A 14,633-nucleotide genomic window follows, 5' to 3' on the forward strand; every position below is an offset into this window, starting at 1 on the left:
GGGGGCTGGGGTGCGGGTGGTCCGGGTGCTCAGTCCCTGAGGGCGGCGACGGCGTCCGCCAGCGCGGTCGCCGTGTCCGGTACGGAGACGTGGACGCCGTCGCGGACGACCGTCCGGCCGCCGACCACGACGTGCCGGACGTCGGCGGCGGTGGCCGCGAAGACGGCCGTCTCCGGGGCGAGGCGCGGCACCGGGCCGGCCGTGCGGACGGTGTCGAGGGCGATCGTCGTGAAGTCGGCGAGCGCGCCGGTCTCCAGGGCGCCGGCGTCCGCCCAGCCGAGGGCCGCGTGGCCGTCGGCGGAGGCGGCGCGGAGCAGCGCGGCGGCCGTCCAGTGGCCGCGGACGTGGCTGCGGAGCCGTTCGTTCAGCTCCATGGCGCGCGCCTCCTCCAGGAGGTCGATGACGGCGTGGCTGTCGCTGCCGAGGGAGAGCGGGGAGCCGGCCTTCTGGAGGGCGACGGCGGGGCCGATGCCGTCGGCGAGGTCGCGTTCGGTGGTGGGGCACATGCAGGTGCCGGTGGACGACGAGCCGATCAGCGCGATGTCGGCGTCCGTGAGGTGGGTGTTGTGGACGCCGGTGGTGCGCGGGCCGAGGACGCCGTGGTCGGCGAGGAGCCGGGTGGGGGTGGTGCCGTGGGCGGCGTGGCAGGCCTCGTTCTCGGCGGTCTGCTCGGAGAGGTGGACGTGGAGCGGGGCGCGCCGCTCCTCGGCCCAGCGGACGACGGTGGAGAGCTGGTCGGCGGGGACGGCCCGGACGGAGTGGATCGCCGCCCCGATCCGTACGCCGTCGCCGTCCTTGAGGGCGGCGGCCCGCTCGGCCCACCGCTCGGCGGTGCCGTCGGAGAAGCGGAGCTGGTGGGGTTCGGGGGCGGCGCCGAAGCCGGAGGAGAGGTAGGCGGTGTCGAGGAGGGTGATGCGGAGGCCGGCCTCGCGGGCCGCCGCGATCAGGGCCTCGCCCATGGCGTTGGGGTCGGCGTAGGGGGTGCCGCCGGGGGCGTGGTGGAGGTAGTGGAACTCGCCGACGGCGGTGATGCCGGCGAGCGCCATCTCGGCGTACACGGCGCGGGCGAGCGCGAAGTACGTGTCCGGGGTGAGTCGCTGGGCGACGCCGTACATGACCTCGCGCCAGGTCCAGAAGGTGCCGGAGCCGACCTGGACGGTGCCGCGCAGGGCGCGGTGGAAGGCGTGGCTGTGGGCGTTGGCGAGGCCGGGGACCGTGAAGCCGCGCAGGACGGCCGCGCCGGGCGGCGGGGTGTCGGCCCCGGTGCGGACGGCCGTGATCCGGCCGTCGGTCACGTCGAGGGCGACGCCCGGCTCGGCGTGGGTGCCGAGCCAGGCGTGCTCCAGCCAGTACGTGGTCGTCAGCGGCACGCCAGCTCCTCCAGTACGTCGGCGAGTGCGCGGACCCCGGCGACGCAGTCGTCCTCGGTGGCGGACTCGGCCGGGGAGTGCGAGACGCCGGTGGGGTTCCGTACGAACAGCATGGCGGTCGGGACCGACTCGGACAGGATGCCCGCGTCGTGTCCGGCGCCGGTGCCGAGGACGGGGGTCTTCTCGCCGAGCACGCGGGCCAGCTCGTCGCGCAGGGCGTGCGAGAAGTCCACGACCGGGGTGTACGACTCCTGGACGACGGCGAGGTCGATGCCGTGCCGGTCGGCGTAGGCGCGGGCGGCGGCCTCGACGCCGGCGGTGACGGCGTCCAGGGACTCCTGGTCGGCGGCGCGGGCGTCGAGCCAGCCGCGGACCAGTGACGGGATCGCGTTGACGCCGTTCGGCTCGACCGCGATCTTGCCGAAGGTGGCGACGGCACCGGCGAGTTCGGCCTCGCGGCGGGCGGCGAGGACGGTCTCGGCGTACGTCAGCATGGGGTCGCGGCGGTCCACGAGCCGGGTGGTGCCGGCGTGGTTGGCCTCGCCGGCGAAGTCGTACCGCCAGCGGCCGTGCGGCCAGATCGCGGAGGCGATGCCGACGGCGTCGCCGGACAGGTCGAGGGCGCGGCCCTGTTCGACGTGCAGTTCGACGAAGGCGCCGATCCGGGCCAGCCGCTCGGGGTCCGGGCCGATCGCGGAGGGGTCGTACCCGGCGGCCTCCATGGCCTGCGGGAGGGTGACGCCGTCGGCGTCGCGGAGCGCGTACGCCTGCTCCTTGGTGAGCCGGCCGGCGGTGAGGCGGGAGCCGACGCAGGCGAGGCCGAAGCGGGCGCCCTCCTCGTCGCCGAAGTTGACGATGGCGAGGGGCCGCCGGAACGAGACGCCGCGGGCGCGGAGCTCGTCGAGGGCGGCGAAGGCGGAGACGACGCCGAGGGGGCCGTCGAAGGCGCCGCCGTCGGGGACGGAGTCCAGGTGGGAGCCGGTGACGACGGCGTCGCCCGCGGTGGGGTCGCCGAGCCACGCCCACTGGTTGCCGTTGCGGTCGGTCTCGACGTCCAGGCGGCGGGCCTCGGCCTGCATCCGGAACCAGAGCCGGCAGTCGGCGTCGGCCTCGGTCCAGGCGTAGCGGCGGTAGCCGCCGGTGGCGGCGCTGCGGCCGAGGGGCCGCAGCGACCGCCACATGGCGTGGAAGCTGTCGCTCACGCGGACGCCTCGCCGGCCGCGCCCTCGCGCATGGGGACGCGGACGCCCTTCTCGTCGGCGACCCGCTCGGCGATGTCGTAGCCGGCGTCGACGTGGCGGATGACGCCCATGCCGGGGTCGTTGGTGAGCACGCGGCGGATCTTCTCGCCGGCGAGCTTCGTGCCGTCGGCGACGGAGACCTGGCCGGCGTGGATCGAGCGGCCCATGCCGACGCCGCCGCCGTGGTGGATGGAGACCCAGGAGGCGCCGGAGGCGACGTTGACCATGGCGTTGAGCAGCGGCCAGTCGGCGATGGCGTCGGAGCCGTCGAGCATGGCCTCGGTCTCGCGGTACGGGGAGGCCACCGAGCCGCAGTCGAGGTGGTCGCGGCCGATCGCGAGCGGGGCGGCGAGGGTGCCGTCGGCGACCATGTCGTTGAACAGGGCGCCGGCCTTGTCGCGCTCGCCCTGGCCGAGCCAGCAGATGCGGGCCGGGAGGCCCTGGAAGTGGACGCGCTCGCCGGCCATCTTGATCCAGCGGGCGAGGGACTCGTTCTCCGGGAAGAGGTCGAGGATCGCCTTGTCCGTCTTGTGGATGTCGGACGCCTCGCCGGACAGGGCGGCCCAGCGGAACGGGCCCTTGCCCTCGCAGAACAGCGGCCGGATGTAGGCGGGGACGAAGCCGGGGAAGGCGAACGCGCGGTCGTAGCCGGCCAGCTGGGCCTCGCCGCGGATCGAGTTGCCGTAGTCGAAGACCTCGGCGCCCGCGTCCATGAAGCCGACCATGGCCTCGACGTGCTTCGCCATCGACTCCCGGGCCCGGGTGGTGAAGCCGGCCGGGTCCTTCGCCGCCGCGTCCGCCATGTCCTCGAAGGCGATGCCGACGGGCAGGTACGACAGCGGGTCGTGGGCGCTCGTCTGGTCGGTGACGATGTCGATCGGCGCGCCCATGGCGAGGAGCTGCGGGACCAGCTCGGCGGCGTTGCCGAGGACGCCGATGGAGAGCGGCCTGCGCTGGTCGCGGGCCTCGGTGGCGAGCCGGAGGGCGTGAGCCAGGTCGTCGGCCTTCACGTCCAGGTAGCGGTGCTCGATGCGGCGCTCGATGGCGCGCGGGTCGACGTCGACGCAGATCGCGACGCCGTCGTTCATGGTGACGGCGAGCGGCTGGGCGCCGCCCATGCCGCCGAGGCCGGCGGTGAGGGTGATGGTGCCGGCGAGGGTGCCGCCGAACTTCTTCGCGGCGACGGCGGCGAAGGTCTCGTAGGTGCCCTGGAGGATGCCCTGGGTGCCGATGTAGATCCAGGAGCCGGCCGTCATCTGGCCGTACATGGTGAGGCCGAGCTGCTCCAGGCGCCGGAACTCCTCCCAGTTGGCCCAGTCGCCGACCAGGTTGGAGTTGGCGATGAGGACGCGCGGGGCCCACTCGTGGGTCTGCATGACGCCGACCGGGCGGCCGGACTGGACCAGCATGGTCTCGTCCTGCTTGAGGGTCCTCAGGGTGCGGACCATGGCGTCGAAGGAGCGCCAGTCGCGGGCGGCCTTGCCGGTGCCGCCGTAGACGACGAGCTTGTCGGGGTGCTCGGCGACCTCGGGGTCGAGGTTGTTCTGGAGCATCCGGAGGGCGGCCTCCTGCTGCCATCCCAGGGCGCTCAGTTCCGTACCGCGCGGGGCCCGTACGGGGCGGGGTCCTGACATGGCGATGCCTCCTCGAATGTCGTTCAGATATTCACATCCTGGCGTGCTGAATAGTTGTAGTCAACAGGGCGCGGCCGGCACCTCCGCCGCACCGACGGGATCCGGCCGCCCCGCGACCGCCCCCGCACGCACCCGTGACGCGCCGCGCCCCGCGCGCCAGGATGGACGCCATGGCCTCCCACCGCCGCGACCTCGCCGTCCGCGCCGCCGTCGCCCAAGGACTCCTCACCCCCGCCGCCCCCGTCGTCGCCCTCCTCGACACCGCCGGCATCCGCGCCGCCGCCACCGCCCTGACCAGCGCCTTCGCCGCCGTCACCGACGCCGAGGTGCTGCACGCCTTCGCCGTGAAGGCCGCCCCGCTCGTCCCCGTCCTGCGTCTGCTCGCCGACGCCGGACTCGGCGCCGAGGTCGCCAGCCCCGGCGAACTCGCCCTCGCCCGCGCCGCCGGCCTGCCCCCGTCCCGTACCGTCCTCGACTCGCCCGCCAAGACCCCCGCCGAACTCCGCGAGGCCCTCGCCCTCGGCATCGCCGTCAACGCCGACACTTCCAGGAACTCGCCCGGATCGACGCCCTCGTCGCCGCCGCCCCCACCTCCTCGCCGCTCGGCCTGCGCGTCAACCCGCAGCTCGGCGCCGGCACCATCGGCTCCACCTCCACCGCCACCGCCACCTCCAAGTTCGGCATCGCGCTGCGCGACGAGGGCGCCCGCGAGGCCGTCGTCCAGGCGTACCTCGACCGCCCCTGGCTCACCCGGCTGCACACCCACACCGGCTCCCAGGGCGTCCCGCTCACCCTGATGGCCGAAGGCGTCCGCGCCGCGTACGACCTCGCCGAGGAGATCAACGCCAAGGCCGGCCGCCCGCAGATCGACACCCTCGACATCGGCGGCGGCCTCCCGGTGAACTTCGCCGGCGAGGACGAGACCCCCACCCACGCCGACTACGCCCGGCTCCTCGCCGCCACCGTCCCCGGCCTCCTCGACGGCCGCTACCGGCTCGTCACCGAGTTCGGGCGCTCCCTGCTCGCCAAGCACGGCACGGTCCTCACCCGCGTCGAGTACACCAAGACCTCCGGCGGCCGGCCCATCGCCGTCACCCACGCCGGCGTCCAGCTCGCCACCCGCACCGTCTACGCCCCCGAGGCGTGGCCGCTGCGGATCCTCGCGTACGACGCCGAGGGCCGCCCCCGCACCGGACCCGCCGTCGTCCAGGACGTCGCCGGCCCCGCCTGCTTCTCCGGCGACCTGCTCGCCGCCGGCCGCGCCCTGCCGCTGCTCCACCCCGGCGACGTCGTCGCCGTCCCCGACACCGGCGCGTACGCCTTCGCCCACCACTACGCCTACAACAGCCTCCCCCGCCCCGCCGTCCACGGCTTCACCGTCGCCGCCGACGGCACCGTCGCCTTCGCCCTCGTCCGCCCCGCGCAGACCCCCGACGAGATCGTCGCCGAGGCCGGCGGCGCCCGCGCCGACGCGCTCGTCCGGTAGCGCGGCCCGTACCCGACGGCTTCGATGGAGCCATGACCACCACCACAACCGTCGTCGTGGAGCGCCGGGTCGCCGCCTCGCCCGGCCGCGTCTGGGAGGCCGTCACCGACCTGCCGGACCTGCCCCGGGTGCTGTCCGGCGTCCAGCGGGTCGAGGTCCTCACCGAGGGCGGCTTCGGCGTGGGCACCCGCTGGCGCGAGACCCGGCGGATGCTGGGCCGGGAGGCCACCGAGGAGATGACCGTCACCGCGTGCGAGCCGCCCGACCGGTACGTCACCATCGCCGACTCGCACGGCATGCACTACGTCTCCGAGCTCACCCTCCGCCCCGAGAACCCCCACCGGAGCGGCGGAACCGGCGGGGCGGGCGCGACCGGCGGCCCCGGCGCCTGCGTGCTGCGGATGTCCTTCTCCGCCCGCCCCGCGCACGGCCGCGCCCCCGGCCCCGTCGGCCGGCTCCTCGCCCGCTTCGGCGCGAAGGCCGTCGCCAAGGCGCTCGCGAAGGACCTGGACGACATCGCCCGGGCCGTCGAGTCCCGGTACTGAGCCTTCCCAGCATTCCCCCTCCCGGGCGCCGAAGGGCATGTTCCGATGGAAAATGCCAGAACCGCTCCCCCGAGCCGCGCCGTTCAGTAACGTCACCGTCACTGCCGTTGCCCGCACGCCGTATCGGGAGGGGAACCCGCGTGCCCGGAATCGACGAGTGCCTCCAGGAGGCCATGGCCCTGCCGGGCGCTCGCGGTGCCTCCCTGGTCGACTGGAACAGCGGCCTCGCACTCGGGACCGCCGGCGAGTCACCGGCCGGCGACCACGAGACGACCGCCGCCGAGACCGCCGAACTCGCGCGCGCCGCCGCCGAGTTCGACACCTTCACGCTGGCGGACGAGCCCTTCGGGGAAGCCCCCGGGGACCCCGCCGGCGCACCGCCCGTCGAGGACCTCATCGTCACCACCCGCACCGGCTACCACGTCCTCCGCTTCGTCCGCACCTCCTTCGACTCCAGCGTCTTCCTCCACCTCTGGCTCGACCGCGACACCGGCAACCTCGCCCTCGCCCGCATCCGCCTCGGCGACCTCGCCGAACGGCTGGTCCTCGGATGAGCGTCTCCCCGATGCTCGTCCGGCTCGCGGCCGAGAAGGCCACCGGCGCCCTGCTCCGCGACCACGGCACCCTCTACCTCGTCGACGGCCGCGTCGTGCACGCCGAGAGTCCCGCCGCCCCCGGCATGGACGTCCTCCTCACCACCGCCGGACGCCTCCCCCGCGAGGGCTGGGACGAGGCCGTCGACCGGGCCGGCGCCCACCACGCCGTCGGCCGCTTCCTCGTCGACAGCGGCCGGCTCCACGACGGCGAACTGGAGATCTGCCACCTCGGCGCCGTCTTCGACGCCGCCTTCTTCGCCCTCTCCCCCACCAGCGGCCCCACCCGCTTCCGGTACGGCGTCGGCCACTGGTTCGGCACCGTCCGCCCCGTCTCCGCCGAGGCCGTCGAACGCGAGACCCTGCGCCGCCGCGAACTCCTCGACGCCGTCTGGCCGTACGCCTCCGTCGACACCGCCCCCGTCGTCCCCCGCCCCGCCGCCCCCGGCCAGGGCGTCGGCGCCCGCCGCCGCGCCCTGCTCGCCGCCGCCGACGGCGTCCGCACCCCCGCCGACCTGGCCCGCCACCTCGGCCGCCCCGCCTTCCACACCCTCCTCGACGTCCGCCGGCTCGCCGCCGCCGGACTCGTCGAGACCCCGCTCGCCGCGGCCCCCGACGCCACCCCCGCACCGCCCGCCCGGGAACGCCCGCCGATCCCCCCGGTGGACGACCCCGACATCGCCCTGCTGCGCCGGCTCCGTGACGCCCTGGAGGCACACCTGTGATGAGGCGTGCTCTGCGCCTGCGCGCCGAGAGGAGACAGTTGATGACAGCCGAAGCCGAGGTGCTCGGCGAGCTCAGACGCCTGCGCGCCCGGCTCCCCCAGCTCACCGGCGCGCTCGCCGCCAGCGCCGACGGCCTCGTCCTCGCCCACGACACCGTGGACGGCGCCGCCGAGAGCGTCGCCGCGCTCACCGCCGCCGCGCTCGGCGTCGGCCGGCGCCTCACCGAGTCCACCGGCCAGGGCGGCTTCCGGGAGATGCTCGTCCGCGGCGAGGACGGCTACGTCGCCACGTACGCGGCCGGCGGCTCCGCCGTCCTCACCCTGCTCGCCGAGCCCCGCGTCAACGTGGGCCGGCTCCACCTGGAGGCCCGCCGCTCCTGCGTCCGCATCGGCGAACTCGTCGACAGCGCCCTCCAGACCTGACCCCCTTCCCGCCCCCTCATCCCTCCGGAAAGAGAGAGAACCCACCATGGCCAACACCGAAACCGCCCTCAAGGAAGCCATGGCGATCGACGGCGCGATCGGCGCCGCCCTCGTCGACTACACCAGCGGCATGGCGCTCGGCACCACCGGCGGCGGCAAGGAACTCGACCTGACCGTCGCCGCGGCCGGCAACACGGACGTCGTCCGGGCCAAGCTCCGCACGATGGAGATGCTCGGCCTCGACGAGGAGATCGAGGACATCCTGATCACCCTCGGCAGCCAGTACCACCTCATCCGCCTGCTGAAGGCGCGCGGCACCGAGGGCCTCTTCCTCTACCTGGCCCTGGTGAAGGACCGCGCCAACCTGGCGATGGCCCGCCACCACCTGAAGCGGATCGAGTCCGAGCTGGAGGTGTGACCCGCCGGCCGGCTCCGGGCGGCCTCACTCCTCCGCCTTACTCCACGAAGAGTCCCCGCTCCGCCGCCTTCACGTCGAACTGCTCCAGCCGCGCCTGCGCGTCCGGCAGTTCGTCCGCCATGGCCTCCAGCAGCACCCGGCCGAGGAGCATCGGCGCGCACGCGGTGTCGAAGGCCAGGCCGGTGCCGACGGCGGCCGGGATCAGCAGGTCGGAGTGGGCGGCGACCGGCGCGAACGCCGACTCGGCCACGGTCACCACCGCGAGCCCGGCCGTCCGCGCGTACTCCAGGGCCTCGACGACCTCGCGCGGGTGCCTGGGCAGCGCGAAGCACAGCAGCGCGGTGGCCCCGGCCCGTACGGCCGCGTCGATCCGGTCCGTGAGCATCGAGCCGCCCTCGTCGAGCAGCCGCACGTCCGGGTGCACCTTGGCGGCGAAGTACGCGAAGCCGCGGGCCTGCGAGGAGGCGGCCCGCAGCCCGAGCACCAGCAGCGGGCGGGAGGCGGCGAGCAGCCGGCCGGCGCGCTCCACGGGCGCCGGGTCGGCGAGCAGCCCGGCGAGGTGCCGCAGGTTCTCGATCTCGGCCAGGACGGCCTGCTGGTACGCGTTGTGCTCCTCGCCCTCCGCGGCGGCGGCCGGCCGCTCGGGCGGCGCCACCTCCCGCAGGTGGCGGCGGAGCGCCGGGTAGCCGTCGAAGCCGAGGGCGACCGCGAAGCGGGTCACGGAGGGCTGGCTGACGCCGGCGAGTTCGGCGAGCTCGACGCTGGAGAGGAAGGGCGCGTCGGCGGCCCGCCGGACCATGCAGTGGGCGATCCGCCGCTGGGTGGGCGTGAGCCGGTGCCCCTCGAAGAGCGCCTGGAGCCGCCCGGCCGGGCTGTCGCTCATACCGTCCCCTTCATCCATTCATCCCTGACCTCGTCTGCATAAGGATATGCAGAGGGTGGTGCGGACGGGGCGGGAGAAACGGAACGGAACGGTCATGGTCACGCCATGAACTCCGCTTCGTCCGGGTGTCGTCACAAACGCCGGACGCCGGTGAGCGGGCACGCCCCCGTGGCAACAATAGCCGTGTCGCCGACACGACGACCGGCCGCGAGCCGGTCACGGGGGAAGAGGAAACGACATGAACTCGACGACGTCCAGAGCCCGTTCAGCGCGCCGCGGGCTGCGCACGGCCGTCCTGGGCGCGGCCCTGGCCGCGACCCTGCTGACCGCCACCGCGTGCCGGTCCGGGGACGACGGCAACGCCGCCGCACCACCCACGACCGCCGCACCGACGGCCGCACCGACCACCGCGCCGACCGGGCAGACCCCGGCCGACCCCACCACCGGCCCGGGCACCGACTCCGGCACGGGCACGAGCGGCCCGTCCCCCTCCGCGTCCGCCACCGGCGACAGCGGCGAGACCGGCGGCGGCAACGGCACCGAGCACCCCGACTGCGTGGCCACCCAGCTCACCACCGCCGTCGAGCTCCAGGACGAGGCCGGGGAGACCCCCCGCCGCTTCCTCCTGACCGTCACCAACGGCACCCGCGAACCGTGCGTCCTCAACGAGGCCCCGATCCTGCGCCTCACGGCCGGCAACTCCGCCCCGATCGTCGAGACGCTCGGCGAACCCGCCACCGAGCCGGTCGTCGTCGAGGGCGGCGGCAAGGCGTACGCGGGCCTGTACGTCTTCGGCAACCACGAGGGCGGCGAGGCCGAGTACGACCAGTCCGACCGCTTCACCGCCACCCTGGTGGCCGGCGAGGGCACCGAACTGGCCGGCACGCTGATCTTCGACCTGCCCGACGGCCTCGGCACCGTCTCCGTCGACGACGCGGCCCGCGTCAACGGCTGGGCCGGCACGGAGGGCCTGGCCATGCGCCCGATCACCCAGCTCCAGCCGAGGGCATGACGGACGCGGGGACCGCCGCACCCCCATCGCTGGGGGGCGGGACGACGGCGGTCCCCGCGGGGGACACGGGCCCGGGTCAGGGCCGGTCTCCGCGTCCTCGGCGCCGTCAGAGGTCCGGGAGCCGCTCCGGAGGTTCCTGTGACGCCGACGAGGAACACTCTGCCGGACCGTTGTTAAGCGGGTGCTGCGCGCACATGACACCCACGTACCGTCCACGCGAACGCCGCGCCGGAGGTCCCCGGCGCGGCGTCCGGGGTCCTACTTGGCGCCGCCGCCGGCCAGGAAGGCGAGCAGGTCCTGACGGCTGACCACGCCGGTGGGCTTGCCCTCGACGAGGACGATGGCGGCGTCGGCGTCGCCGAGGACCGACATCAGGTCGGCGACCGGCTCGCCGGAGCCGACCTGCGGCAGCGGCGCCGACATGTGGTCCTCCAGCGGGTCCTCCAGCTTCGCCTTCCGGGTGAAGAGGTGGTCCAGCAGCTCCCGCTCGACGACCGAGCCGATGACCTCGGCGGCCATCACGTCGGGGTGGCCTGCGCCCGGCTTCACGATCGGCATCTGGGAGACGCCGTACTCGCGCAGCACCTCGATGGCCTGGCCGACGGTCTCGTCCGGGTGCATGTGGACGAGGGACGGCATGCCGCCCTCCTTGTGGCGCAGCACGTCGGCGACGGTGGCGGTGGTGGTGTCCTCCAGGAAGCCGTGGCCGGCCATCCACTCGTCGCTGAAGATCTTCGACATGTAGCCGCGGCCCGAGTCCGGGAGGAGGACGACGACGACGTCGTCCGGGCCGAGGTCCTTGGCGACCTCCAGGGCCGCGACGACCGCCATGCCGCAGGAGCCGCCGACCAGGAGGCCCTCCTCCTTGGCGAGGCGGCGGGTCATCTGGAAGGAGTCCTTGTCGGAGACCGCGACGATCCGGTCGGTGACGTTCTGGTCGTAGGCGGTGGGCCAGAAGTCCTCGCCGACGCCCTCGACGAGGTACGGGCGGCCGGAGCCGCCGGAGTAGACGGAGCCCTCCGGGTCGGCGCCGATGACCTTGACCTTGCCGCCGCTGACCTCCTTCAGGTAGTTGCCGGTGCCGGAGATGGTGCCGCCGGTGCCGACGCCCGCCACGAAGTGGGTGATCTTCCCCTCGGTCTGCTCCCACAGCTCGGGACCGGTGGTCTCGTAGTGCGAGCGCGGGTTGTTCGGGTTGGAGTACTGGTCGGGCTTCCAGGCGCCGGGCGTCTCGCGGACCAGGCGGTCGGAGACGTTGTAGTACGAGTCCGGGTGCTCGGGGTCGACGGCGGTGGGGCAGACGACGACCTCGGCACCGTAGGCCCGCAGCACGTTGATCTTGTCGAGCGACACCTTGTCCGGGCAGACGAAGATGCACTTGTAGCCCTTCTGCTGGGCCACGATCGCCAGGCCGACGCCGGTGTTGCCGGACGTGGGCTCGACGATGGTGCCGCCGGGCTTCAGCTCGCCGCTCTGCTCGGCGGCCTCGATCATGCGCAGGGCGATGCGGTCCTTGACCGACCCGCCGGGGTTGAAGTACTCCACCTTGGCGAGGACGGTGGCCTGAAGGCCGGCCGTCACGTTGTTGAGCTTCACCAGCGGGGTGTTGCCGACGAGGCTGATCATCGAGTCGTGGAATTGCACCGTGTTCTCCGGGGTCTCCGTAATGGTGTGGCCAGCGTATGCGTAGTCGGGACGCCTTTCGGGGCAGTTAGACCCTGAACGGCTCGAACGACCTGTACGGCTCGAAGGAGGTGGCGTCCCCGATGTCCAGGGCGAGGGTGGCGCGCCGGATCGCGGCGGGAGCGGCGTACGGCGGCGGGAGCATCGGTCTGCTGGGCGTGGCCGCGGCCGGGCTCGTCCTGGCGGAGGCGCAGCTCGCGAAGCGGACGGTGGGGACGGGGACGGCCCCCCTGCCGCCGGCGGTGGACGGGCTCTACGGCCGGGCGTACGGCACCGAGGACCCGCTGCGGCTGGCCCTTCTGGGTGATTCCACGGCGGCGGGGATGGGCGTGCGCCGCGCCGGCCAGACGCCGGGCGCGCTGCTGGCGTCGGGCCTCGCGGCGGTGGCGGAGCGGCCGGTGGCGCTGCGGAACGTGGCGCTGTCCGGGGCGCGCTCGGACGACCTGGAGCGGCAGGTGTCGCTGCTGCTGGCGCAGCCGCTGGGGCCGCCGGACGTGTGCGTGATCATGATCGGGGCGAACGACGTGACGCACCGGATGCCGGCGACGGAGTCGGTACGGCTCCTGGCGGCGGCGGTGCGGCGGCTGCGGACGGCCGGGGCGGAGGTGGTCGTCGGCACCTGCCCGGATCTCGGCACGATCGAGCCGGTGTACCAGCCGCTGCGCTGGCTGGCCCGGCGGGCGTCGCGGCAGCTGGCGGCGGCGCAGACGATCGTGGTGGTGGAGCAGGGCGGGCGGACGGTGTCGCTGGGGGACCTGCTGGGCCCGGAGTTCGCGGCGAATCCGCGGGAGATGTTCGGGGTGGACCTCTTCCACCCGTCGGCGGAGGGGTACGCGACGGCGGCGATGGCGGTGCTGCCGACGCTGTGCGCGGCGCTCGGCGTGTGGCCGGAACCGGACCGTCCGGAGCCGGGGCGCCGGGAGGACGTGCTGCCGGTGGCGAAGGCGGCGGCGGAGGCGGCGCGGCAGGCGGGTACGGAGGTGACCGGGGCGCGGGCGCCGTGGGCGCTGCTGAAGTACCGGCGCCGGCGGCGGCTGACGGAGGCGGCGGAGGCGGACGGGACGGCGGAGGCGGCGGAGGCCGCGGAGGCCTCCGGGGCGGGACAGGCCGGCGGCTCCGGGGAGCCGCTGCCGCAGGACACCCCCCGCTCCTGAGCAAGCGCTTAGAAAAGAGGTCCGCATCACATGGTGTTCCCGGTGACCCCGTGCGGTACGTACGGGTAACTTCCCAGTGAGTCCGACCGCCCACCAGCCCCTGGAGCCGTGATGCCCGAAGCCGTGATCGTCTCGACCGCCCGTTCCCCCATCGGCCGGGCCTTCAAGGGCTCCCTGAAGGACCTGCGCCCCGACGACCTCACGGCCACGATCATCCAGGCCGCGCTCGCCAAGGTCCCCGAGCTGGACCCGCGCGACATCGACGACCTGATGCTGGGCTGCGGCCTCCCGGGCGGCGAGCAGGGCAACAACCTGGGCCGGATCGTCGCCGTGCAGATGGGCATGGACCACCTGCCCGGCTGCACGATCACCCGTTACTGCTCCTCCTCGCTGCAGACCTCCCGGATGGCGCTGCACGCGATCAAGGCGGGCGAGGGCGACGTCTTCATCTCGGCCGGCGTCGAGATGGTGTCCCGCTTCGTGAAGGGCAACTCGGACTCGCTGCCGGACACGCACAACCCGTTCTTCGCGGAGGCGGAGGCCCGTACCGCCGCGGTCGCCGAGTCCGAGGGCTCGACCTGGCACGACCCGCGCGAGGACGGCCTGGTCCCCGACGCGTACATCGCCATGGGGCAGACGGCGGAGAACCTGGCCCGCTGGAAGGGCGTCACCCGCCAGGACATGGACGAGTTCGGCGTCCGCTCGCAGAACCTCGCCGAGCAGGCCATCAAGAACGGCTTCTGGGAGCGCGAGATCACCCCGGTCACGCTGCCGGACGGCACGGTCGTCTCCAAGGACGACGGCCCGCGCGCGGGCGTCACCCTGGAGGGCGTCTCCGGCCTGAAGCCGGTCTTCCGCCCCGACGGCCTGGTCACGGCCGGCAACTGCTGCCCGCTGAACGACGGCGCCGCCGCGCTCGTCATCATGTCCGACACCAAGGCGCGCGAGCTGGGCCTGACGCCGCTGGCCCGGATCGTCTCCACCGGCGTCTCCGGCCTCTCCCCCGAGATCATGGGCCTCGGCCCGGTCGAGGCGTCGCAGCAGGCCCTGCGGCGGGCCGGCCTGACCACGTCCGACATCGACCTGGTCGAGATCAACGAGGCGTTCGCCGCGCAGGTCATCCCCTCCTACCGGGACCTGGGCTTCGACCTGGACAAGGTCAACGTCAACGGCGGCGCCATCGCCGTCGGCCACCCCTTCGGCATGACCGGCGCCCGCATCACCGGCACCCTGATCAACAGCCTCCAGTTCCACGACAAGCAGTTCGGCCTGGAGACGATGTGCGTCGGCGGCGGCCAGGGCATGGCGATGGTCATCGAGCGGCTGAGCTGACAGGATCCGGGGCGCGCTCTCCACTCGCCGAGCGCGTCAACCTCACCGCGTCCCAGCCGTGACCGAATCTCCCCCAGGATGTGACCTACATCCCGGGGGAGTTCGTTTTCCCAGGTCAGCGCGGATTCGGGACTA

At 74.1% G+C, this 14,633-nt stretch carries 13 protein-coding genes and 1 pseudogene; 9 read left to right on the plus strand and 5 right to left on the minus strand.

Features of this window, described 5'->3' with window-relative positions; all coding sequences use genetic code 11:
- Window positions 1-29: 29 nt before the first annotated feature.
- The 3 genes from ACFVQZ_RS04510 to hutU are packed head-to-tail and all read right to left on the minus strand — an operon-like array spanning window position 30 to window position 4,245.
- Window positions 30-1,370: a formimidoylglutamate deiminase gene (locus ACFVQZ_RS04510; protein ID WP_383619606.1), complete on the minus strand. Its 1,341-nt coding sequence runs from the start codon at window positions 1,368-1,370 to the stop codon at window positions 30-32.
- Window positions 1,361-2,551, minus strand: coding sequence for an allantoate amidohydrolase (locus tag ACFVQZ_RS04515; protein ID WP_383619997.1), 1,191 nt, complete (start codon window positions 2,549-2,551; stop codon window positions 1,361-1,363). Before ACFVQZ_RS04515 ends, ACFVQZ_RS04510 begins: the two co-directional genes overlap by 10 nt.
- Before the next feature lie 17 nt (window positions 2,552-2,568).
- A complete protein-coding gene (gene hutU, locus ACFVQZ_RS04520) occupies window positions 2,569-4,245 on the minus strand; it encodes a urocanate hydratase (protein WP_030496727.1) in 1,677 nt (558 codons plus the stop codon).
- Window positions 4,246-4,406: 161 nt separating this feature from the next.
- Between hutU and ACFVQZ_RS04525 the strand changes: the two are divergent.
- From ACFVQZ_RS04525 to ACFVQZ_RS04550, 6 genes and pseudogenes are all read left to right on the plus strand, one after another.
- Window positions 4,407-5,731, plus strand: a pseudogene (locus ACFVQZ_RS04525) (diaminopimelate decarboxylase).
- Window positions 5,732-5,763: 32 nt separating this feature from the next.
- A complete protein-coding gene (locus ACFVQZ_RS04530; RefSeq protein WP_030496725.1) occupies window positions 5,764-6,276 on the plus strand; it encodes an SRPBCC family protein in 513 nt (170 codons plus the stop codon).
- A gap of 140 nt (window positions 6,277-6,416) precedes the next feature.
- On the plus strand, window positions 6,417-6,830 hold the full coding sequence (locus tag ACFVQZ_RS04535; protein ID WP_030496724.1) for a hypothetical protein: 414 nt from the start codon (window positions 6,417-6,419) through the stop codon (window positions 6,828-6,830).
- On the plus strand, window positions 6,827-7,594 hold the full coding sequence (locus tag ACFVQZ_RS04540; protein ID WP_030496723.1) for a hypothetical protein: 768 nt from the start codon (window positions 6,827-6,829) through the stop codon (window positions 7,592-7,594). Before ACFVQZ_RS04535 ends, ACFVQZ_RS04540 begins: the two co-directional genes overlap by 4 nt.
- 41 nt (window positions 7,595-7,635) lie before the next feature.
- Window positions 7,636-8,016 (plus strand): roadblock/LC7 domain-containing protein, encoded by a 381-nt coding sequence (locus ACFVQZ_RS04545; protein ID WP_030496722.1) that lies wholly within the window; start codon window positions 7,636-7,638, stop codon window positions 8,014-8,016.
- A gap of 46 nt (window positions 8,017-8,062) precedes the next feature.
- Entirely contained in the window at window positions 8,063-8,434 is a 372-nt protein-coding gene (locus tag ACFVQZ_RS04550) for a hypothetical protein (RefSeq protein ID WP_030496721.1), read from the plus strand.
- A gap of 37 nt (window positions 8,435-8,471) precedes the next feature.
- Here the strand turns inward: ACFVQZ_RS04550 and ACFVQZ_RS04555 are convergent, their stop codons facing one another.
- Window positions 8,472-9,317, minus strand: coding sequence for a MurR/RpiR family transcriptional regulator (locus ACFVQZ_RS04555; RefSeq protein ID WP_030496720.1), 846 nt, complete (start codon window positions 9,315-9,317; stop codon window positions 8,472-8,474).
- 238 nt (window positions 9,318-9,555) lie between these two features.
- Between ACFVQZ_RS04555 and ACFVQZ_RS04560 the strand changes: the two genes are divergently transcribed.
- Window positions 9,556-10,329, plus strand: coding sequence for a DUF4232 domain-containing protein (locus ACFVQZ_RS04560; protein ID WP_383619610.1), 774 nt, complete (start codon window positions 9,556-9,558; stop codon window positions 10,327-10,329).
- A gap of 258 nt (window positions 10,330-10,587) precedes the next feature.
- On the opposite strand, the gene ACFVQZ_RS04565 is transcribed toward ACFVQZ_RS04560, so the two are convergent.
- Complete coding sequence (locus ACFVQZ_RS04565; protein WP_030496718.1) at window positions 10,588-11,973, minus strand: cystathionine beta-synthase; 1,386 nt, start codon at window positions 11,971-11,973, stop codon at window positions 10,588-10,590.
- Window positions 11,974-12,095: 122 nt separating this feature from the next.
- Here ACFVQZ_RS04565 and ACFVQZ_RS04570 point away from each other — a divergent pair, with 122 nt between their 5' ends.
- Window positions 12,096-13,166 (plus strand): SGNH/GDSL hydrolase family protein, encoded by a 1,071-nt coding sequence (locus ACFVQZ_RS04570; protein WP_383619612.1) that lies wholly within the window; start codon window positions 12,096-12,098, stop codon window positions 13,164-13,166.
- A gap of 111 nt (window positions 13,167-13,277) precedes the next feature.
- The gene (locus ACFVQZ_RS04575; RefSeq protein ID WP_383619614.1) at window positions 13,278-14,498 is read left to right on the plus strand and encodes an acetyl-CoA C-acetyltransferase; all 1,221 of its coding nucleotides are present in this window, start codon (window positions 13,278-13,280) and stop codon (window positions 14,496-14,498) included.
- Window positions 14,499-14,633: the final 135 nt, after the last annotated feature.

Source organism: Streptomyces sp. NPDC057854, assembly GCF_042797055.1.
Taxonomy (GTDB): domain Bacteria; phylum Actinomycetota; class Actinomycetes; order Streptomycetales; family Streptomycetaceae; genus Streptomyces.